At 43.3% G+C, this 23,223-nt stretch carries 12 protein-coding genes; all 12 read right to left on the bottom strand.

Annotated features, from left to right (window positions below):
• Positions 1–139: 139 nt before the first annotated feature.
• The 12 genes from ACSQ8P_RS05090 to ACSQ8P_RS05035 all read right to left on the bottom strand — a co-directional run bounded on the left by ACSQ8P_RS05090 (position 140) and on the right by ACSQ8P_RS05035 (position 23,205).
• On the bottom strand, positions 140–2,428 hold the full coding sequence (locus ACSQ8P_RS05090) for a glycoside hydrolase family 2 protein (RefSeq protein ID WP_436234186.1): 2,289 nt from the start codon (positions 2,426–2,428) through the stop codon (positions 140–142).
• Positions 2,429–2,533: 105 nt separating this feature from the next.
• Positions 2,534–4,039, bottom strand: a complete 1,506-nt coding sequence (locus ACSQ8P_RS05085; protein ID WP_436234185.1) for an ABC transporter substrate-binding protein — start codon at positions 4,037–4,039, stop codon at positions 2,534–2,536.
• 142 nt (positions 4,040–4,181) lie between these two features.
• A complete protein-coding gene (locus ACSQ8P_RS05080) occupies positions 4,182–5,789 on the bottom strand; it encodes a response regulator (protein ID WP_436234184.1) in 1,608 nt (535 codons plus the stop codon).
• 17 nt (positions 5,790–5,806) lie between these two features.
• On the bottom strand, positions 5,807–7,543 hold the full coding sequence (locus ACSQ8P_RS05075; RefSeq protein ID WP_436234183.1) for a sensor histidine kinase: 1,737 nt from the start codon (positions 7,541–7,543) through the stop codon (positions 5,807–5,809).
• A gap of 184 nt (positions 7,544–7,727) precedes the next feature.
• Positions 7,728–10,373, bottom strand: a complete 2,646-nt coding sequence (locus ACSQ8P_RS05070; RefSeq protein WP_436234182.1) for a glycosylhydrolase-like jelly roll fold domain-containing protein — start codon at positions 10,371–10,373, stop codon at positions 7,728–7,730.
• Positions 10,374–10,477: 104 nt separating this feature from the next.
• Positions 10,478–12,070, bottom strand: coding sequence for an ABC transporter substrate-binding protein (locus ACSQ8P_RS05065; protein WP_436234181.1), 1,593 nt, complete (start codon positions 12,068–12,070; stop codon positions 10,478–10,480).
• Between the two features lie 68 nt (positions 12,071–12,138).
• Positions 12,139–13,008, bottom strand: a complete 870-nt coding sequence (locus ACSQ8P_RS05060) for a carbohydrate ABC transporter permease (protein ID WP_082562226.1) — start codon at positions 13,006–13,008, stop codon at positions 12,139–12,141.
• Positions 13,009–13,010: 2 nt separating this feature from the next.
• Positions 13,011–13,916 (bottom strand): ABC transporter permease, encoded by a 906-nt coding sequence (locus tag ACSQ8P_RS05055; protein WP_436234180.1) that lies wholly within the window; start codon positions 13,914–13,916, stop codon positions 13,011–13,013.
• 256 nt (positions 13,917–14,172) lie between these two features.
• On the bottom strand, positions 14,173–16,368 hold the full coding sequence (locus tag ACSQ8P_RS05050) for a helix-turn-helix transcriptional regulator (protein WP_436234179.1): 2,196 nt from the start codon (positions 16,366–16,368) through the stop codon (positions 14,173–14,175).
• A gap of 24 nt (positions 16,369–16,392) precedes the next feature.
• Positions 16,393–17,949, bottom strand: a complete 1,557-nt coding sequence (locus ACSQ8P_RS05045; RefSeq protein WP_436234178.1) for an extracellular solute-binding protein — start codon at positions 17,947–17,949, stop codon at positions 16,393–16,395.
• 139 nt (positions 17,950–18,088) lie between these two features.
• The gene (locus tag ACSQ8P_RS05040; RefSeq protein ID WP_436234177.1) at positions 18,089–20,395 is read right to left on the bottom strand and encodes a glycoside hydrolase family 2 protein; all 2,307 of its coding nucleotides are present in this window, start codon (positions 20,393–20,395) and stop codon (positions 18,089–18,091) included.
• A complete protein-coding gene (locus tag ACSQ8P_RS05035; protein WP_436234176.1) occupies positions 20,392–23,205 on the bottom strand; it encodes a family 78 glycoside hydrolase catalytic domain in 2,814 nt (937 codons plus the stop codon). The genes ACSQ8P_RS05040 and ACSQ8P_RS05035 overlap by 4 nt, the downstream gene beginning before the upstream one ends.
• Positions 23,206–23,223 lie beyond the last annotated feature (18 nt).

Genomic DNA, 23,223 nt, shown 5'->3' with positions numbered 1-23,223 from the left:
ACTCTCATAGTAATGAAATCCCGTTCGTCCCACTACCGTTTCAACGACTTCTGGTTTGCACTTTGCCGACTAGCCTTCCACCTTCGATTCAATAAATTGTCCCTGTCAACAGGCAAAGTTGACAGGGACAATACAGTAATCATTTTTTTATCGCATTCAGTTCTTTGTCGATAACTGCCACCAATTCCGGGACAATACCCAATTGCACCAGTTGGGACATTTTCTGAATAGACATAACCCCTCTCATCACCTCAAAGAACGGATTATTTGCCATATCTTCAAAGTATTTAAGATATACCGTTTTCGCCTCTTCATTGCTATAGAGGTCTTCAATCGTGTCAAATGTAGAATAGTAGCCTTCTTTCAATTCGATAGGCTCAGCATTGGATAGATCAAATTTTTCGAACCAGTTGACGACATTTTTTGCTTTTTCCGGTTTAACATGGGTATAACTTTCGTCTATTTCCGCTGCATGATGAAGCACAATCTCATCCGTATGGATAACGCCTAATTCATCCGTAGCTTCGACTTTCACATAATTCTCCCCTGTGATCAATGGTACATCCTTTATGATTTTCATCGGTGCGCCGCTCTTGATTTCGGTAAGAAGGATATGGTTTAAATAAACTTTAACATGGTGCAAATTAGACAGGATCACAATATCATTGAGCTCTTGGTGTCTATTCACAAATCGTCGACCGGCTAAATGAACGAAAGGAACCTTAGACCAGTAAGCTTTATACAGATAAAAGGCATCCTTCTTAATTTTCCGGTCAATGGTAACAAGTCCCTTCAAGTTCTTTCCTGTTTCACCGCCTTCTTTTCTGTTTGCGCTGCCGAAATCAAACATGTTCCATACATAACCGCCTACTACAAACGATCGCTTATCGAAGGCTTCCAGGGCATTGTGATGGAATAAAAGCTGGTATTCCTCCGTATAATCTTGGACCCCAGGCGTATAAGAATGGTACTTGGGATTCGTATCCACCCCATATTCGGATACGAATACAGGGATTTTAGGTTGAGCTTGATGAAACTCATCAAGGCGATCTTGCAAGTCTTTGATTTCACCATAATACCAGCCGTAGTATAAATTGTATCCGATCAGGTCAGTAAAGCTATTTATAATACTTTCATTCTCGACACCGTTAATATTAGCTTGAACGGTTAAGCGACTAGGGTCTAACTGTTTGGCCAGAGCCTCTAGTTTTCTAATAGTCTTATAGGTTTGCTCCGTCTCTACAGCAATTGTAATCTCATTTTGGACCCCCCAACAATAGATAGAACAATGATTATAGGCCTGCTTAATAAGCTTTTCCAGTTGTTCTTCCGCATTATGATTCTCCGGGTCCTTGGTGGAAGGAATGCTGATAAATGGAATTTCTGCCCATACCAACAGTCCGTAACGGTCGCATAAGCTGTAAAAATAGTCATCATGCTGGTAATGGGCAAGACGAAGGCTGTTCGCTCCGATTTCCCGGATCAAGGCCATATCTTCATCCATATGCATTTTCGTAATAGCATTGCCTACATCGGCGAAGTCCTGATGACGGCATACGCCGTTTATCTTGACTGGTTTGCCATTCAAGAGCAAGCCTTGTTCCGTCGTTGCTTCAACCGTCCTAAATCCTATCGCGACATGCCGAGAATCGCAGACTTCTCCCTCAATGACGACAGATACCTCTACCGTATAAAGATACGGTTGATCTACACCGTCCCAAAGAATCGGATTTGCAATTTCGCTTCTTATGTTGAATTTTGCTTCATTTTCAAGAGCAAGTCCTGAGCTTGCCTCCATTATTGATCTTCCTGCTTCATCCTTGAGCAGTATCTTAAGGACTCCCTCTTTGGAGACAAAGGACTCATTCACGATTTGACCATGAACGGCCAATTCAAATGTTTCTGGGGCAATTTTCTGCTGCGTCAAATAGACGCCATCCCGTCCGTTGTCCATAACGTCAAAATGAATATCGTCCATCACAAGAAGCTTCACTTCTCTGTACAATCCGCCATAGAAGGTGAAGTCAGCCATTAGAGGAAACACCGTATTGTCGTAGCTGTTATCAACCATAATGGAGATAAGATTTTCTCCCTCTTTCAAGTAGGGGGTTAAAGGGACTCTAAACATAGCATATCCACACCGGCTGTCCCCGGCCAAGTTGCCATTGACATAAACATGACCCATATTTCCAGCGGCGCCGATTTCCAGGTAGATGCGTTTTGTCAAATCCTCATGGGAGATGTCCAAAATCCGCTGATACCAGCATTGCCCCCGATAGTACTGTTCGCTACCGCCCTGACCGTCTGTATCGTTCCAAGAATGAGGCAGTGTGACAGACTGACCATCTTCTATGGACTCGAGTACGTAGGTGGGATTATTCGTTTTCGTGAATATCCATTGATCGTTTAATGGCATGATTTGTACCATAATAATTTCCCCATTCGGTGTTTATTTCTGATGATTGGATTCCTGTCAAAAATTCCCCGACCAACAAGGATGTTGACCGGGGCAAATGAATAAGTGCCGAAATGATTATTTTCTGCTTTTCGCCCACTCGTCGAGCTGCTTTTGCTTCTCTGCAATTATTTTGTCAATTCCAGCAGATTTCAGCTTGGAGATAAACTCTGGCAAGATTTTCTCCGGTTCGACACTCCCAGTCTCAAGCGGAAGCTTGTACTGCGTAACCACGTTGGTTACCGCGGCATATTCAGCCTTGACCGGATTTGCGTCGAACGTAAAGCCCAGCGCCTTCGACTTTAATGCCGATTTGTTGAATTGATCCATCTTCTCCCAAATTTTTGGATCGTCACCTTTAAATACATAGGAGAGGAATTGATTACCGAACATATATCCCATATTCGGATTATAGCCTGAGGTTTTGGCGTCAACGCCTTGAGGGAAGTCGATGACGTTGTCCGATTTAACATAATGTTTTCCTTCCACACCCCAATCGAACAGGTTGACGATATCTTTGTCTGAATACATAAGGTTCAAGAAATCCATCGCTTTTTCCGGTGTTTTGGAGTTAATTGGTATCCCCCACATGACACCTGTGACGTTCGTAGTTGTAGAAACAGGCTGAAGTAAGTTTGCCGTGACCATAGGCACACCGCTGCTCTTCGTTTCTTGCTGTTCAAACCCGGGTTTCATATTGGAGAAATAGGCAAATCCGCGGTTCGACTTGATCAAATCAAACTGAGAAGTTTTATTCGTTGAGGCGTCTTTCAGAATCAAGCCAGATGTATACCATTTTCTCATCTTTTTAATAAACTGAGCATATTCATCCGTTTCGTACAAATTGACTACTTTAAGATTATTGTCAAAATTCGGAAGAACACCAAGTGAGTCCCCAAGCATGTCAAACGTACGGTACGAATCGAGCATCGTTTTGCCAATACTGCCTGGAATCAGTGGCGTCACATTTGGCTCTTTCTCCTTGATCGTTTTCAATGTGGCCTCCACATCGTCTAGCGTACGAATTTTACTGACATCGATTTGATACTTGTCGACCAAATCCTTCCGCATTGTCAGACCATTATACGCGGCAAAGTCGCGGATGGTAGGAATAGCGTAGACTGATCCAGCAATTTTGGCTGCATTGAGATAGGACGATTCCATCACTTTTGCAATCCCTTGGCCATGCTGCTCGAGCAGTTTATCCAGCGCAACAATTTGACCTTTTGAAACATAGCTGCTGTAGCCGGTGCCTGATACAAACATTAAATCCAGCTTTTCGCTGCTGCTCAGCATCAGGTTAACTTGCTGCTCCCAGTTCCCAATGCTGATCGGCGTCAACTTCACAGTTGCATTGATTTTTTTCTGTGCGATTTGATTAATGGAATCCTGCACCAAGGACATCTCCTTAGGCACGGCACCGAATATCGGGAAAGCAACCGTCAGTTCCGTCGGTTTTTCCTCCGGCTTTGCCGTTTTATCCCCGGCTACCGGCGCCGTATCTCCGCTATTGTTGCTGCAAGCAGATAGAACAAGCATAGACCCTATAATGAGTGCGCTTACCGACATGAATCTCTTCTTCATAGTACTCCCCCATTTACTGTTTGGCGTTTGCTTACTGAAACTGTTTGCGATACTTGGAATCTTCAGCAAGCATATTTTCATTTTACTTTTGCTGCAGATTCGGTTCTGCTCCGCTCACGACTTTTCGTTGTGCATTTGCCGACTACCTTTCACTTTGGACTGTTTGGTGCAGTTGGCGGTATTCAATCGGATTCAGGTCGGTATGCTTCTTGAACATTCGGGAGAAATGGGAGAAATTCGCATACCCGATATGCGATGCCACGGCGCTGATCAGCATATCGGTTTTCTCGAGCAGTTCCTGGGCAAGCTTAAGCCGTTCGTGGAACAGATAATCCGATACGGCCATGCCCGTTTCCTTTTTAAAGATCCGGGTCAAATAGTCTGGATTCAAAAACACGTGATTCGCAATCTCTTCCCTCGACAAGTCTTCTGCAATATGCTGCTTAATGTAACTAATAACTCTTTGGACAACACTGTTGGACTGTTCAACTGTGTTCACATACTCCATCGCTTTGCTTACAACGTGGTTCATCCATGCGATCAGATCGGTTACTGAGCGGGTCGCGTTTGTGGAAAACTCCAGCGAGATGGTATCGCTAAACAATTGGTGAGCTTGAATACCTTTCATCTGGAGCATATAATACATCGCTTGCTGAAAATCCTGGTAAAATTGGCGGAGCAGGTTTGCATCCAAACCATTCTGCCGCAACAGTAGATCCAAATAAGAGGTTGCTTCTTCCAATACTTTGGCGAACTCCCCCTCCTTCAGCATAATCGACCACGTGCTCATATCGGGGAGCTGTCTACTAACAGGTTGTAATTGATCCCCGGAAAGCAGGAAAATCTTATTGTTATAGGCCACGTTGTTTTTCTCATTTTCACCAAGTCGTTTTACCATCTCAAACATTTGGTGACCGTGTACTTTTTCACCAATATAACAGGAAAGATCGCAGTAAAAATACTTCCTGCAGGCGTCAATGAAGCGCTCGCAAGATTGTTTCAACAACAGCTCGATGTCGGAATTACTTTCGGCAGATAAGATAGCTAGCAATCTTCCGCTGTTTAGCGTTATAATTTGTCCGTTTTTTTTGTCTTCCAGAATGATTTCTTCAGCCGTATTTGTAAGTGCATATTCCAATATCTTCTCTTCGCGCAACGTCACATGCTTGTGCCATCTCTGCACGCTAATTAACACCGGGGCAAATGTCATTTTATCGGCATAAGGAATGTTGCGATCCGCCGCGGCTCGACTTACCGACTCCGCTCTAGGCGGTATCGTCTGGTTGATAATATCCAACCAGAACCGCTCAATCAGCATGGGTTGATGTTGGTACCAGAATTGGCCATATTGGCGGAATTCAACTAATTCCGAATCTTTATTGATTTTCTCAACCGCTTTAAGGATCGTTTTTTCCAACTCATCGAAGGGAATCGGCTTGAGAAGGTAGTCCAAACTCCCTAACTGGAGAGCTTGTTGGGCATATTTGAAATCCGCATGACAGGTCAAGAAAATCATCGCCGTGCTCGGATATCGTTCCATAACCCATTCCGCCAGTTCCAGTCCCGATACTTGCGGCATCTCGATATCGCAAAGCATAATATCGATTCGCTCATTTTCGAACAGCTCTTTCGCTTGTTTGACGGTAAAAGCCGAGAATACTTCAGTTATACCAAGCTTCTGCCACTCGACTCCCGACCGTACTCCTTCAACAGCATGAATTTCATCGTCTACAATCAATAATTGAAGCATACTAGGGAACCCCTTTCCTATCTTTCCGATTGATATGGAAGCTTGATTTCTATAACAGCGCCGCTAGGGAAACCATTGTAACAGGATAGGGTCGCACGCTCTCCATATAACAGTAGCAATCGTTTACGAACGTTCCAAATACCAATATGCTCGCCTTGTTCGTCGACCACGCGGTTTCCATAACGAATCTCGGCTAATACATCCTCCAAAAACCCTTTGCCAGTATCACGAATGATGATTTCGATATAGGGCTCCAGTCCGGTTTCCAACAAATCGATGGCAACTGAAATATGCACGGGTTCTTCCAGCGTGACACTGTGCTTGATGGAATTTTCCAAAAAAGTTTGAATCACCAAAGGGGGAATCGGAATATTTTCTAGGAAATCGGGTGAATCGATCGTACATGTTAAGCTGTTTGGAAACCGGAGCTCCTGAATCCGGATATAGTTTCGGACATGCTGCAATTCTTCCCGCAAAGTAACAAACGTCAAATTACTTCGAAACATGAATCTGAAATACTGGACAAGACATAACGTCATTTCCTGAATTAATTCATAGTTTTTCACTTGAGCCAGATTAAACAGGATGTTCAAAGAATTCATGAAAAAATGCGGGTTAATCTGCAGCTGCAAATGCTGAAGCTCTGCTTTGTGTTTACTAAGCTGTTCTTCGTACACATTGATTTTCAACTCTTCGATTTGCGACATCATGCGGTTAAAGGTTTGGTTGACCAATAGAAATTCATCAGAAGCCGGATAAGACTCGATTCGAACGTTCACGTTTCCATTATTGATCCTTCTCATAACTGCAATCATCCGTTTAAGCGGAACGAGCAGAATATGGCGGAGAAAAAAAAGACTTATCGGTATAAGCACAATGGAGGCAAATGAAATCACCTCTATGATACGCGTCAAATTAGGCAAATTTTGTAGAATTTGTTTGTCCGGCATAACCGCTACCAGGTTAAAGTCGCCTTTTTGCGAGGGTTCCCCGACAATTAGCAAGTTATTCTTGCTTCCCGATATATAAAAATGCTGAAAGCTTTTCGAGAAATCAATGTTTTCATCAGCCAATGGATTGGTGCTGACCATCAACTCTCCTTGATTTGTTACAAAAAGAGCGCTCCCTTCACTGCCCAAATTAATTAGATTCAACGGTATGAGCAGCGTCTTAGCGTTGACCCATGCCCCGACATAGAGATCACCCGATTGAATGACACGCAACATGTAATAGTCTTGTCCGATTTTCTGAACGAACCAGCTGTTGCGGATCTCAGCGAGATTAGGACGTTCGCTCAGCAAACGATGTAAATATTGCTCGACTTGATCCCTCTCCTGAAATGTAACTGATGCTTTGAAAATGTCCAACAAATCCTGCCTTGACTGTGAATACACATAAAAAGCATCAATCGATTTGTAAAGCACAATATCGTTAGATAGTTTATCCGAAACGCTATGTTTGGCCAGCTGATATTCATCTTCCGAATTAGGCGTATTCATCGAACGGAAATCATAATCCGACGTTACTAAGCTGAGCAAATTTCGATCCGCATCTTGCAGTTGGGTATCAATTTGCCCCTCATACAAAGAGATTAAATTTTTAATTGACGACGCCACCTGATTGTGTACGACATGAATGCTGTAGAAATTCGTGTAGATCAGCAGCGTGATGAGAGGAACTGTCACAAAGAGCAGCCCGGCTACCAGCTTAAACCGAATGGAATTCCATGATATATGCGGAAGCCGCAGTCCCATCCAATGTCTCTCCCTTCTGGAAATCTAAAAGGACCGCTGAGAATCCTCTCAGCAGTCCATCTTTATTCATTAGTATGCCAATGTAATCATATCGGATTCCTAGATGTCTTCGCTACCGTTTTGACGACATATCCCTATGCATTTAACGACTTTAGCCGTCTTTCGCTATAGACTGAGAAGGATTTCATAATCGGATCACCCGGACGGGTCCAAGAAGTCCGCTTGGTTCTTGCTGCGCAAATGCCGACAAGAAATCGGGTTGCTCTTTCGCCAACGTATTTGTAACTTCGATAACTAACTTGTTTTTACCCTTATTGATCAGGCCATTGATCTCAACGCGGTAAGGCGGACAGATGCGCACTCCTGCTTCCTCACCGTTTATCCATACTTGTGCGGTTTCATAGACCTCACCCAAGTCTAAAAGAACCCGGTCCGTAGACTCATCCCACTCAAACTCCGTCTCGTATCGGAAGGTGCCTGTAAATCGAGGTAAATAATCAGGCCTACTCATATTCGTCAGATCAGCCAGTCTTCCCCATTCTTTAAAATGTGGATACTGTTCAGCCTCAGAAGTGGATACGGTCCATTCGCCTTTTAGCTCAAATTCGGCCCCGGCTATATACTGCGGCAACGCATTATAACCTTCAAGGACAGTACCATGGAGCAGTACAATGGACTCATACGGATGAAGAATAACCTCCACCGCATTTGCACCGTTCTCCCGATTTACATGTAAACCAGTCAACTTATTCATGAATGCATCATAGGCATATACATCACCTTGGACAGGCAAAACAATTTTCCTACGAATAGTTTGATGCGGATGTTCGTTAAAGAACATAAAAACATCCAAACCGTCATGAATATAGTGATAGTTCCGTAGATACGGCTCGTGTTCGTCGACGCTAATCTCATAATGTCCGTCAGCAATAAGCAATTGTGCTAGATCGTCTAAAGCAACAACCTTCACATTCCGGTGATCGGCAAGGCAAGCTAGTTCAGCAGAAACCTCAGTACCCTCACTGGATCGTGCGGGCAACCCGCCGACAAAGCGAACAGCTAGTCCTTGTTCGGAAAACTCCACCAACCGGCGAATCATTGCTGCCGGAAACGCTTCTGCATAGGGCACGATAAGGCACTGGAAATCCTCATTATTGACATGCAGCTTGTTGTCTTTCACACTTGCTGCATCAAGTAGAATATCAATGGGAATCACATCGCAGTCGATCTGATGCTGCATCAATTGCTTCACAGGCTTTTGAAAATACATCGCTTCCCCAGACCATTCGGCTTCAGCGTGGTATACGACGCCTGCAGTGGCCACATGTCTTCCGCCTGAGATCAAGTGACTAATCCGATTCATGTAATGATTTAAATGTTTGTAATAGCGGTATTGTGGATTTTTCCCGCCTGCATACATATGCGGCGGGCAGTCCGGATCAGGAGCTTTTTGAGAAAAAGCATGCGGGACAAAGTAATTAACACCACGAACTAACATATGATCTGTGAGCCATTTCATTAGTTTCAGACCTTCTGCCCAGCCGTAAGCACCATACACCTCACACATGGTTCGACCTTGTTTTTTCGGATCGATATGTGCAAGCGATACACCAAGCTTAGCAAGGCCGTAGTGGAAAAATTCACTATCCGTATCACCGCCAGGCTTGCTATAAGACAATTCATCAAAGCCGGGAACAATCTGCCATAGCACCACATCGAGACCAGACATATCTTGTCCCCACATTGAGCGGAAGAAGTGTCCGGCTCCGGAGCCAAGCCTTGCATGTACATTGTTGTCTTCGAGGACATGTCCAATGTATTCTACACCGCGGTCTCTGCACCACTCTCCGATTTGGCTGCAAAAGTTATCCGCGTAGAGCTTGCTGACAATATTCATATAAGCGTACCGTACGATATTGGTCTGTTCTCCCGCATCATGCCAGAGAAGATATAGATGCTTTCGGTAGTCCTCACCCAATGCTTGCTCAAGCAAGGCCGGCATTTCACTGCTCCAAGGAAGCGGCACTCCTTTTTTTCCTGGTCTTGAATTGAAGTCAAATGTCGTCTTATCGTTGTAAAATCCGGGTTCGTCCGAGAAGAATCCGGCAAATGTCTTCCCGAAATCTGTCTTGTATCGTTCATACACTGCTTCATACACCGTATCAAGCAAAATACGAGCGGAATCTCGATCTAGCGGGTTCAGATAATCCTCCTGCTGTAGGCTGCCGCCATCCTTATTTTCGGAAATAATGAATACGCGCCAATATCCTTCAGGGATATCCCAATAGAGTATACCGTCTTGTACAAGATCCGTGATATCCATACAATCATCGAGTAATTCTCCACTAGAAGGATGTCGGCGGACCGCGACTACGGAGATTAGTTTATTCTTTCCACTCGCTTTTTCGGGCTGTGAAATGGTCGGTCGAAGCCCACGCATCAGCAAAGTATCCAGCAGCAGAGAGGTTCCTTGCGCAGGACCGAGCGTATCGATATAACGTTCACCCAAAAACTTGCGATGAAGCTCTTCTGGAGCCTCCTTTACCTTGCCTGCCGCATGTCCCGTTGGAAAATGATCGTCATCCAGCAGCCATACCTTCATACCGCGATTCCGAGCTTCATCCATAATAATGTCCATATCTGTCCACCATTTCGGTCCGAGAAAATCAGGATGAGGACGAGCCTCAACGCATACTGCCCCGATTCCAGATTCATGAACACGGGCTATTTCTTCCCGAATCACATGCTCTTCCTCACCATGCTGCCAGAGAAAAGGAAGGATATAATTATGTTCTTTACCCTCAAGCACTTCCTTAATACGATTACTCATTATTTTGTAGCCCCCTATAACAGCTAGGATTCTTCGATCCTAAACATGGATTAAAATATCCGCCCGACTTCGATGAGAAGCCGAGCGGATATTCCCGTTCATTCTTATTTTTTTACTTTTGCTAACCAGTCTCTCGCGCGTTTCGTAACCTCTTCCCCGCCCGATTTGTTCCATTTCTCTACGAATTCATCGAACTTGCTGATCGGGTACTGCCCTGTAATGATCTTGCTAGCGTACTCAATATAGAGTGTGCGATTTTGGATATCTGGGAAACCTTCATAGACGCTGGCTGGCATTCCGTCTCCAGCAATGACTTTCGCATACTTTTGGGCATCCTGCATGATTTGAACGGTTTGATCAATTTCCCACATTCTGTCTTCGGATGCAGTGCTTTTAAGGAGACTGCTTGTAAAATCAAGGGTCGAAATTTTGGAATAAGGATCAAGAATAAGATTCTCTTGGGTGCTTTTATCATCCGGAAGTTTAACGGCTTTGCCATCCTTCATCGTATAGTGCATGCCTTCAACACCAAGGTACAAAGCGTTCCAATTCTTCTTGTCATACATGTTGTTCAGCAATTTTAAAGTTGCCATCAACTTCTTTTGATCCTTGTTGTTCTTCACAACCCATGCCGGAGGTGTAAATCGCTTCCAAGTATAGAAACCCTTATAACCTTGAACCTCTGGCAATGGAAGAGAAGCAAATGTACCTTTGACACCACTGTTCTTTTGCAAGTTATCTAAATACAGATTCGTTTGTTCAGCCCAGTGGAAGTAGTTGCCTACCTTGTTAGCTGCAACCTTGCCATCCCACTTCGCTTTATCGTTCAGTAGGGATTCTTTATCGATTAATCCATCCTTGTACATCTTGGAGATAAACTCCAAGGCAGACTTCATATTCGGTGATACCGCGGAGTAAGTCAGCTTACCGTCATAAAGGTCCCAATCCGGATAGCCCTCAAACATAGCTACACCGTACATCGCAAACAATTGATCCATCCAGCGCGCTTCCTGACGGCCACCTGCCGGAAGCTCATCCTTCTGCCCATTGCCATTAGGATCCTTATCCCTGAATGCTTCCAGAACCTTTACATATTCGTCTTGCGTCTTCGGCATCTGTAAACCTAATTTGTCTAACCAATCTTTGCGGATCATGCCGGAATACCTTCCGTAGTCTACCATACCAGGGATATAGTAAATTCTGCCCTGACCAGTAGGGTCATTCGCTTTCACAATATCCCACATATCTTTCGGAATCGCTTCCCATAAATTGGGCGCATATTTAGGCAATAAATCGGTTAGATCAGCGATAGCTCCGTTTTTTGCCAACGTATTTTCAAGGCCTTGTTGTGGCAAGAACAAATCAGGTAATTCTCCGGATGCGATTTTAAGGTTTAACGTATTTAAATAAGCAGTTCCACCGTTCCATTCCACATATGGACTAATTACGCCAACGCCTAATTTTTCTTTATAAAATTCATACAATTTGCTGCCTTTGGTGGTTGGTTTATAGCCGATGTTTGTTCCCCAAACTTCAATATCAACAATTTCTTCCGCCTTGGGAGATGCCCCTTGGCTCGGCGCCGCCGATGAAGAACTTGCACTTTCGGAAGAATTCGATTTGTCGCTACAACCTGTCACTACTGTAAAAGCAAGGGCGCTGACTGCCGCAAGTACCCCAATCTTTTTGATGACCATTCCATGTTCCCCCTAATTATTAAAATAGTTTATGTTTAAGACTCAATGAGCCTACAAACCGATGTGGATTATCCTTTTACAGAGCCAAGCATAGCTCCTTTAACGAAGTATTTTTGCAAGAAAGGATATACAGCCACAACAGGGATCATAGCAAAAATAACAGTTGTCGCCCGAAGGGTACGCTCATTGTACGCTAAACCAGCTGTAGAAACGGCTCCTGTAACCAATATGTTGTCGTCGGTGATGAACTGCCGAATCTTAATTTGCAGTGGGAATAGATTCGTGTCTTGCAAGAACATCAGCGGATGCTGGAACTGGTTCCATAACACAACACCGTAGAATAAAGCCAGAGTAGCTAGTACAGCCTTGGAAAGCGGAAGTACGAATTGGAACAGCATTCGGAAATATCCACAGCCCTCTATAAAGGCAGCTTCTTCCAACTCTTTGGAAAACTGCTTGAAAAATGTACGCATGATGATCAAATTAAATGGATTTAAGATATGAGGTATGATTAACACCAATGGGTTATTGTAAAGCCCGATTCCTTTGACTGTCAGAAAATAAGGAACAAGAGGCGCCTTGAAGATCATCGCAATTACGACACCGATCATAATGACAGGGCCCCAACGAAATTCCGATTTAGACAACGGATATGCAAGAAGGGCCGTGACGAGCAGCGCCAAAATCGTTCCAATCACCGTTGTGCCCAGTGTTAAGAAGAACGACTTCCATAGATCGGGACGATACATCATAAAATCCCATGAGGCTAATGTAAATTCCTTTGGCCAAATTGTGACCAGATTCATGTCCACCATCCGTTTAGAACTAAATGAGGTCGAGAGTACGGATAATAGCGGAATAATTGCGATGAAAGATACAAGTAGGAGGATGATAGTAACGACTGAACCGAATAATTTTTCCCCTCTGGATTCAAGCATACTTACCATAACCCCCCGTCTGAAACTTTTTTCGACAACTTATTGAAAGTAAATACTAGGATAAATCCAATTAACGATTGAAATAATCCGACGGCTGTCGCAAAGCTATACTGACCTTGTTGAATGCCTGTACGGAACACGTAAGTATCTAAGATATCGGAAACACTATACGTCATTGGCGTCTGTAAATTAAACACTTGATCAAAGCCCAAATCCAAGAAATTACCGATTTCTAGTAATAGTAAGACTAATACCGTAGGTAGCAGCAGTGGAAATGTTATATACCGGATTTGCTTGAACCTGGATGCTCCGTCAATCATCGATGATTCGTACAACTGTGGATCTATCGAACTGATGGCTGCCATATAAACAACAGTTCCCCACCCCGCATCTTTCCAGATGGCAGAAAGCACATATACAATACGGAAATAGGAACTTTCCTGCATAACCAAGGTAGGATCATGGTGAAACCACCCGATCACGATGTTAAATAGGCCGCTTAGTGAAAACATATCAAATACAATGCCAGATACGATGACCCATGAAAGGAAATGTGGCACATACAGAGCCGTTTGAATCCCTTTCTTCAAAGCCGATTTCCGGATTTCATTGATCATGAGCGCCAACAGGACAGGAATTGGGAACACAATAACAATGCGCAGAAATCCAAGCACCAGTGTATTGCTGAACACCCTAATAAAATCCGGATACTGGAACAAGGTTTCAAAGTTTTTGAATCCAACCCATGGACTATCCAAGAATCCTTTGAATACAGAATAGTTTTGAAATGCGATTACGGAGCCCGCAAGCGGAATGTACTTAAATATAATGAGAAAAACTATACCTGGTATAGCCATGATATACAGCGGCCAAAATACCTTCATACGATGAGATGCAACTACTTTCAACTTATTCCCCCCTGAATCTGATTCTTAGTTGTTAGTTACTGTGATCGGCTCAGCTCTACCTGACCCCTCCACTTCTGTTTGATCCAACAATACGGTCATCTGTATCCAGACTCAACATTGAAGTTGCCCAATCCACCACTGAATCCAACAAATTACCGTATTAATGGTGGATATAGTTATGAATTGTTGAAAATGAAGATAAAAAAAATAGAAGCGGAGATGCTTTTTCAGCTTCTCCGCTTCACATATAAGTCTTTTATTCTTTAAATTTGCCAGGTGTAATCCCTTTAATTTTTTTAAAGTTACGTATAAAACTATTTTCGCTAGCGTAACCAACTTTCTCAGAAATCTCAATTACCTTCAAATTCGTATTTTTAAGTAATTCTTCCGCTTTCTCAATTCGTACTTGTGTAATATAATCGTAAATCGAAGTTCCGGTTTCTTGTTTAAAAAGGACATTTGCCTGAGACTGACTAATGCTTCCAGCCTCGGCTACATGCGATACGCCAATATTTTCTGGATAATGCTCTTGGATGTACTCGACCATCTTCCTAAAATAATTCTCATGCTTTGTTGGTTTTCTTTTCTTCACTTCTTCTGCTAGGTAGGTAGCTTCATCCAATGTCATTTGATGCAAATCTGAAAACGTCAACGTTTGAAGGGAATCCAACGAATCCATGATTTCCTGGAATTGTTCATCTTCTGGGTCTCTGAATTTCGTTATCATTTCCTTAATTACATTGGAATACCAGCGGTATACGTGTAGAGGTTTTGCATTTGACGTTTCCCACTCCATCCGTATTTTCTCTAGGATGTTGTTTGTATATTCCGTCTTTCCTTCTTTAATCCCTTGAGCAATTTCATGCATGGTTTCATTTTTAGAGCCAGGGCCTTGCGCTTCTGAGTAGGGTAATGCTTGCTCCGGCACATGAAGTTTTTTATACCCCATATACAAGCGATCCAGCAGCAACACTTCAGCTTGCTTGTAGCGACTGCTGAGATCACCGCTAATCGGATATAGCGATTCGGCAACACCTACTGATAATGAAATTTTCAATAGTTTTTCTGCGATTTCAATCCCATTTGAAAGTTTATTATAGAGCATTTGCAAATCCATATCAGAAGACAAGGGTTGTACAATGAGGGCACTGCGATCCTGGGTTAAATCCTCAAACTGCACCCTAAAACTCTCTCCCAGAATTTCCTCGAAAATATTACCTACTGCAAACTTAAGTAATAACTGATCATCTTGCTTGTACCCATTCAACCAATTGTAATAGGCATCCACCGAAACAATAACAGCATAAACAGGTAAGTCAGGACGCCATTCTGAGTAAAGCAGCCGCCATTTCCGATCAAATTCCTTACGACGTAGTCTTCCGTAAACCATATCTTGAATAAATTTGGCTTTTAGTTCTTTGTTGCTGCCATGCAAAAAAGTTAGTTGCGTGAGCAGTCTGCCGACATAGGACTCCAATTGAGTGAAGTCAACTTCTAACGCCTCATTCCGATGGCTCTGAACCGTTTTAATCAATCGTTCAATAGGTCTGAACGTAATGCGGTTAACTTGGAAGATAATCAGCATTCCGATTAACATGGTAACCGCGGACACTACGAAAGTCATGGTCCGAATCCAATACAATTTGCCGAAAATTTGTTTTTGAGGAACTGCATACACGTAATTCCATTGCGTTGAAGTTGAAGTCAGGCGAGTAATAAAGTATTTGTTGGGGTTCACCTGCTCTTTCTTATTTTCACCAATTGAGAATAACGTTTCTCCCTTTGCGTCTTGAATGATTCGAACTGCTTCATTGTTAGATGAACCTTCCGGAATGATCTGGGAAAATAGTTTGGAAGATTTCAAGTTTATGATCAGGTATCCGGATATTTGGTTACCCTCGTATATCCGTTTAATGAAACTTATCATTTCGCCTTGGTCTTTCATCCTTTTAGCGAAAGTCACATTGTTTGCGTCCTGTTCAGCTAAAGACAATTGAGACAACCAGCCTTTGTCACCAAAAGTCTCAATACTGGAATTAAACCCGAAGGGAGAACTGCCAACAACATGACGATTTTTCTCATCATAAATATAGATACTATCTATGATCGAACTATTTTGAGTTAATGTATCCAACATGGACACAACTCCAAGGATGGTATCCATACTTTTATGATTGTCATAACGCAAGAAATCGATCGTCAGCGGGTCAAGAACTGCATAAATTGATGTTGTCATAATATCGTTCATTTTCCTGTCAACATCATCCCTGACAAAGGTCAACATCTGTTGGTGCGGAACTTTAATCTCCTCTAATAGTGAATGTCTGGCGAGGCTGTACATGACAGTACCAACCAATGCAATAGCAAGGCAAATAACCAGTGTCAGTATGAGGATTAATCTTGTTTTGATATTCGAGAAAATCAGTTTCGCTTTGTACTTGTATACATTCATGCTTTCCCCTGCCGTTTTCCCTCGTTATTTCTTCTTTGCATACCACTCACGCGCCCGATTCGTGACGTCGTCTCCGCCACTACTTTTCCATCTTTGAATGAATTCATCAAATTTTTCAATCGGCCAATCACCAATAATAATTTTGGACATGTATTCTTGATACAGCTTGTTCGATTTAATGTCTGAGAAGCCATCATAGATCGATACAGGTATTCCATCGCCGGCAATCCGTTTACCGTCTCTTCCACCTACCATCATGGCATCTATCATCATCTGGGCAACCTTCGGTTCATACTGATCCTGAAGCGTCAGTGCCATCTGCTCCGTTGTTATAACTGGAAATAAATCGATCAGATAAGTTTGATCCGAACTGATAGGCAGCCGCTTTTTTATGCCATCCTTCATTTCATAATGTTCGCCTTCAATTCCAAAAGACGCAAAATTACGATTCTCGGGCTTCGCATAAAATTCAAGGAGCTTCAAAGCTTCTATTGCGTTCTTGGATGATTTGGGAATGGCCCACTCCATATTATTGATAAGCGGTCTCGGAGTAAAACCATCAAACCCTTCTACTTTAGGGACCGGCATTCCGACAATATAGGCATTCGGATTTATTTTAGGCAAATTCTCAAAAAAGTTTTGCTTAATTCCATACGGAACATGATACCAAACGCCAACTTTATCCTGCTGAATCTTAGCTTTCCATGTCAATTCTTTATTCAAAAATGTTTCATTATCCAGCAATTTGTCTTTATAAAGTTCTCTTGCAAATGTAAGAGCTGCTTTCATATTGGGAGTGACAGCCGAGTACGTAAGTTCATTGTTATACAGATCCCAAACCGGGTACCCTTCTACCATAGCGACACCGTACATCAAGAATATGTCATCCATCCATCGCCCCGCTTCTCGTCCGCTGGTAGGAATCTCGTCCTTTATACCGTTACCGTTGGGATCTTGATCACGAAATGCCTTAAGGACAGCAACATATTCATCCTTTGTTGTCGGTATCTTCATATTTACCTTGTCTAACCAATCTTTGCGAATTAATGAACTATATCTTGGATACAAATTAACTCTCGGAATAAAATAAATTTTTCCATCCGGAGAGTTGGCTCGGACACTTTCCCACACATCTTGAGGAATTGCCTTCCATAAGGTAGGTGCATACTGTGGCAGCAAATCATCCAGGGCAAGTAAAGCACCTTGCTTGAGTAGCGTATCTTCAACCCCGTGAGGTAAGAACAGATCTGGTAGTTCGTTAGCTGCAATCTTCACATTTAAACCCTTTGTAAAGTCCGTGCCGCCATTCCAAGGAAGCGTTGATGTGTTAACTGCAATACCTGTTTGCTCTGTAACGTATTTCATCTGCTTATCGTTTGGCCCAGGCATTCTCCCATAATCGCTGAACATGAGAATGTTCACTGCCTTAGCTTCCTTCTTCTGTTCACTCCCTGAAGCACTTCCAGTTGCGGTGTCATTTCCACCTGAACCAACACTTGAACATCCTGTTACTGTTAGGGCAAGCAATGCGCCTACGGTTAACAATACGATCATCCGCATTATTCTTGATTGTACTGCCATCTTTCTTGCCCCTTTCAATTTGCAACTATTTAAATAGTATATCATTGTGAGGACTCAAGCCCAACATTGTACTTGCTTTAGGTGAAAATGCGAAAAAAAGCCGGAATCACCGGCTTTTTTCGATACTCTTTAATGAACATTACTTGTTCTTGTTAATTTTCGTAAGCTCTCTATTTAGTGCATATAATAGCTTGTCTGTGAAGTGCTCTGGCGCCATTTCAGCCAAGGTATCAATCTTAAATCCTTGCGTCATACTATACGTTGGTCTCTCCCTGAAACTTTCTCCTAAATATTTATTTAAGACCACAGCCGCATCTTTATTCTCGAAAAGCTCTTTAAACGTGCAACGCGTAGAATAAACATCGTCCGTGAACTGTAATTCCTCGATCCCTCCATCCAGATCAGGCATTTGGAACCAGTTCGTAACTTCGCCGCCTTTTTCCTCTACGGGAGCTTCATAACTTGGATTGGGTTCTTCCACCTTGTTAAATTTGGCGATATCAACGTACTGCGCGTTATCTTCGGTGGCCACTGCACGTATGTCATTCAACCCTTTAACTAAGGATACATTCTCGAAAATGAAAACCTTATCCTCGCTGATTTTAGATTGAAATTCAGTTCCATTGACATATAGCACTACGTTGTTGCAGTTTGAGTACACTTTAACTGTCATGTTGCTCTCTGCTCGATCCACATGGCGCTTACTCGTGATATGAACAAATTTTTCCTCAGACCAATGAGCTTTATACATGTAGAAGGCATCCTTCTTGATCTTTCTGTCATAGGAGACAAGACCCTTGTTGTTTCTTCCCTGGACTCCACCTTCATCTCTGATATTCGCTCCGAAATCAAACATATTCCATACATAAGTTGCCCAAAGGAAAGGTCTCTTCTCGAAAGTCTTCCAAACCGTTTCATGGAACAGTGCATGATATTCTTCCGTGTAGTCTTTTACCTTGGGATCAGCACTATGGTATTGGACAATACCTTCTGCCCCATATTCAGATATACAAAGCGGCACATCGGGGTTAATGCGGTGAAACTTATCAAGCCAAGGTGCAAAATCCCCCGCGTTTCCGTGATACCAACCATAATATTTATTGTATCCGATTACATCCGTCATACGATTATATTCATCTTCCTCACTGACAAATAAAACATTAGCCATTGTCGTAAGGCGAGTAGGGTCTTCTTTTTTCGTTAAGTCATGTAACTCTTTAACAAGTCTTCTGACCTCTGGTCGTTCACCGCCGATTTGAATTTCGTTCTGTATCCCCCAGAATACGATGGAAGGATGATTGTAATTCTGCCTGATCAATTCGACCATCTGCTGCTTCGCATTGATCCCTTCTAACTCGTTTTGCGACATCACGGAAATGAATGGAATTTCAGCCCAAATCACCATACCTTCTTTATCGCATAAATCATAAAAATATTGGCTGTGCTGGTAATGCGCTAATCGAATGGAAGAGGCTCCTATTTCCCGAATGAAAGCCATATCTTCAACTTGTTCTTGTTCCGTAATGGCCCAGCCCATATCCTTCCTGTCTTGGTGTCTAGATACACCATGCAAAGGCAGATGCTCGCCGTTTAAGAAGAAGCCCTTTTCAGGATCAACATGAAAGTATCTTACGCCAAAAGGAATCGATACTTCATCAATCGTGTCATTAAAGCTAGTCATAGATAGATTGGCACTGTACATATAGGGATTTTTTCTACCGTGCCAGAGTGTTGGATGGTCAATGACACAAGGCATCTCTTCCGTTCGAGTTTCTCCTGCAGCCAGTATAACTTCCTTAGAGGCATAAGTTACACTATGATGATCAGCATCGAAAATATCTGCCCACAGTCTAACTTTTTTCTCTTCATTACTGTCATTTACAAGATTTGCTCTAATGCTTAGTTGGGCTCTATCCTTTGATACCTCTTCCTGAACTATATAAACACCCTGTGAGCCATGGTCCATCAAATCGAAATGAACAGGATTCGTGACTACCACTTTTACATTGCGGTAAATCCCCCCGTAGAAGGTAAAGTCTGCTTTCTGAGGATAAACATCATCCACAACTCTATTGTCAACTTTTACTGCAATTACATTTGTAGCTCCATGTATAACGACGTCTGTGATATCAAACCTGAACGTGGAGTACCCTCCTTTGTGCTGCCCTAAATGCTGACCATTTACGTAGACATCCGTAATGCTGTTAGAACCATTGAATTCAATAAACAACTGACTTCCCTCGTAAGACGGCTCAACGGCAAAAGCCTTTCTGTACCAACAAGCGCCTTGATAATATTCATAGCCATTTGCCCCATCGATCGCGTTCCATGTATGGGGAATATTCACCGTATTCCAATGATCATCCTTGTACAATTTGCTTGCAGCTTGTTCTTCGTCCTGACGAATAAATCTCCAAGTCTCGTTGATCTCTATACTTCTTCTCATTGTGCAGCCACTCTCCCTACCAAAATTGTAAACTGATATTCGCCGCTCCCTGCCGTACATACAATTCGACCATTTTCATATCGGGCATCTGGGAATTCGATGGATACTTGCTGAAGATCTTCTTGATGACCTGGAAGCATGATCGTCGCTATCGTATTCGCCGGTACCTCGAAACGATAGTTTACAGCCTGATTCGTTTTTTCCCAGCTAGATGCAATGGTTCCATAGAGAGATTCATACGTAGCGGATGCTTGCGTCAGCGTTCCTCCAACCATTGGTTTCAATATGAAATGCTTGTAGCCTGGTTTCTCCCAAACAGGACGTATTCCGGCTATGCCCGAAAAGAGAAAATCACATACGGCCCCGTACGAATAATGATTCAATGAACCTGATAGTTCTCCGTCAGGCGAGATTCCTTTCCAGCTCTCCCAAATTGTCGTAGCACCCTTACTGACAGCAAATAGCCATGACGGACACGTATCTTGCTCCAACAACCGGAAAGCGATATCAGCGTAACCGTAATCCGCCAATACTTGTAGTATGAATGGTGTCGAAAGAAATCCCGTATTTAAATGATAATTCTGTTCTACTACTAGCTGCGCCAGCCTATCGGCGACTGCTTGTTGCTTCTCTTCATACGCCAAGCCAAATGCTAGCGCACGTACATTCGGGGCCTGTCTGCCTTCCAAAATACTGCCATCATCTTTAATAAAATACTGATTATATACGCGTTTAATTTTCTCATAAAGTGCTTGGTATTTGGCTTCTTCCTCCGTCTTTCCTAGAACAGAAGCCATTTCTTCCAGCAAACGGGTTGAATATGCGAAATAGGCGGTTGATACATCTGGATGGTTTCCTTTGGTTTTGCTCAAAACGGCCATGAGATCACTGAACTCCGTATCCGTTTCAAGCCACTCTCCCCAATGGAACCTTGTATCCCAGATGTAATCAGCGTCAAGCTCCCCGTCCGTAAAATTTTGATAGGCAGGCGAATCTTGGTATAGCTCATTCGCATTCTTCGCACAGGCAGCCATGTAATCGACCCATGCCTTCGCTGAGTCAAACTGCCTCTCTACAATAGCCTTGTCTCCGTAACACAGATACATCGTCCAGGGAATGATCACAGCCGCATCGCCCCAACCTGCAGAACCGTCAAGTATACTGGCTGTACCAGGTTTGGGCCTGCGCATAGCCACCATCGGGTTGTTATTTTGCTCCATGAATCGTTGCCATTCCTCCACGCTGTGATGCCCAATAACGGTTGGCACTGTGCTGCCGACTGAACCGTCAGTAAATTGTTCCGCCGCAACGTCGGCCATCCATTTTTCAAAGAATGGGTACACGTTCATGAAATCCGACGCCGTTCTAGCGAATACTTGTGCGTCCCCTGTCCATCCGGCTCTTTCCCTGGTTGGGCAATCGGTAGGCACCTCCATAAAGTTTCCCTTCTGGCTCCATTTGGAGTTAGATACTAACTTCGTGATTAATGGATTTGAACAGGTGAAATCTCCCGTTTCGTCTAAGTCGGAATATACCGCCACGCCAGTAAAATTTTCAGGTATGATTTCTCCTGGATAATTCTTAACGAGTACATAGCGAAAGCCAAAGATCGAAAAACGTGGACGATAGCTCTCTACACCATGTCCAGACGTAATGTAATGAACCTCTTGGAAATCCTCCAATGTTCCATGACTCGCCAGATTTTGTAAAGTAAAGTTCCCGTGCATATCTAAAGCTTCCCCATGGATTAAAACAATCTCCGTCCCTGCATCGCCTTGAACCTTCATTTCTACCCAGCCTGCGATGTTTTGACCAAAATCGAGAATCATTTCGCCATTTGGCGTTCGTATTACTTTTGGCGTAAATCTTTCTCTTTCTCTTACCGCGACGCTTCGGGTAGCAATCAAGTTGTCGAATCCATCGGCAGCGAGCTGGGCAGGCTCCCAGGAGGAATCGTCATAGGAAGGTTGATTCCATCCCTCTATGTTGATTCTGGCATCATAAAGATCTCCCGCCTTCATATCCGATTTCAACAAAGGCCCATGGGAAGTCTTAAAAGAGGCATCACTGCCGATGATCTCGCGGCTTCCATCTTCGTAGTCCAACACCAGTTGCCCCAGAAAAGCTACTTTATAGCCAAAATTGTTCTTTAAACTTGCTCCACCCGTAGCCCCTCTCCACCAACCGTCCCCGAGAATGACACCTAGCGCATTTGCGCCTTCTTGCAAAAATGAAGTTACATCGTAAACTTGGTATTGCAGGCGTTTGTAATAAGAAGTGAACCCGGGCGTGAACAGATGATCCGTACCCTCGATTCCGTTCAGATAAAAGCTGTACAATCCCTTCGATGTCAGGCAAGCTCTGGCCGATTTGAGCCCCTTCTTTACCGTGAATTCCTTCCGGATATACGGAGCCGGCTTATAGGCGTGAATATCCACTTCTTTCTCCGGTTCAATCCATCGAGCCTTCCAATCCGAAGCGTTCAGCAATCCAGTTTCAAAGAAAACAGGATCGCTGAAAGTTGACTCCTCTTCATGATTACTCCAAACTTTAACTCTCCAATAGATCCGTTCAAGCGATTTTAATTCCGCACCCTCATACAGAATGCCCTGCGGTTTGTCCGTCTCAACCTTGCCGCTGTCCCAAATCATGTTAGTGAAGCTCTCGGTTGCAGATGCTTGAACTTGATATGCGGTTTGTATGACGTTCCTGCCGTCACAACGGAGCTTCCAACCTAGACGAGGCTTTTGCGTATCCAATCCCAAGGGATTTTCCAAATACTCCGTTCGCAATGATACTACTTTCAACATTGTGGTAACCTCCCAAAG

Origin of the sequence: Paenibacillus sp. LjRoot153 (assembly GCF_964253085.1) — a bacterium.
Taxonomy (GTDB): Bacteria; Bacillota; Bacilli; order Paenibacillales; family NBRC-103111; genus Paenibacillus_E.
Note: the sequence above shows the minus strand (reverse complement) of the source record. Positions and strands in the feature narration are given on the sequence as shown.

Coding starts and splice junctions, on each gene's coding strand:
- ACSQ8P_RS05090 (WP_436234186.1), bottom strand. CDS start 2,428: ATGGTACAAATCATGCCATTAAACGATCAATGGATATTCACGAAAACG.
- ACSQ8P_RS05085 (WP_436234185.1), bottom strand. CDS start 4,039: ATGAAGAAGAGATTCATGTCGGTAAGCGCACTCATTATAGGGTCTATG.
- ACSQ8P_RS05080 (WP_436234184.1), bottom strand. CDS start 5,789: ATGCTTCAATTATTGATTGTAGACGATGAAATTCATGCTGTTGAAGGA.
- ACSQ8P_RS05075 (WP_436234183.1), bottom strand. CDS start 7,543: ATGGGACTGCGGCTTCCGCATATATCATGGAATTCCATTCGGTTTAAG.
- ACSQ8P_RS05070 (WP_436234182.1), bottom strand. CDS start 10,373: ATGAGTAATCGTATTAAGGAAGTGCTTGAGGGTAAAGAACATAATTAT.
- ACSQ8P_RS05065 (WP_436234181.1), bottom strand. CDS start 12,070: ATGGTCATCAAAAAGATTGGGGTACTTGCGGCAGTCAGCGCCCTTGCT.
- ACSQ8P_RS05060 (WP_082562226.1), bottom strand. CDS start 13,008: ATGCTTGAATCCAGAGGGGAAAAATTATTCGGTTCAGTCGTTACTATC.
- ACSQ8P_RS05050 (WP_436234179.1), bottom strand. CDS start 16,368: ATGAATGTATACAAGTACAAAGCGAAACTGATTTTCTCGAATATCAAA.
- ACSQ8P_RS05045 (WP_436234178.1), bottom strand. CDS start 17,949: ATGGCAGTACAATCAAGAATAATGCGGATGATCGTATTGTTAACCGTA.
- ACSQ8P_RS05040 (WP_436234177.1), bottom strand. CDS start 20,395: ATGAGAAGAAGTATAGAGATCAACGAGACTTGGAGATTTATTCGTCAG.
- ACSQ8P_RS05035 (WP_436234176.1), bottom strand. CDS start 23,205: ATGTTGAAAGTAGTATCATTGCGAACGGAGTATTTGGAAAATCCCTTG.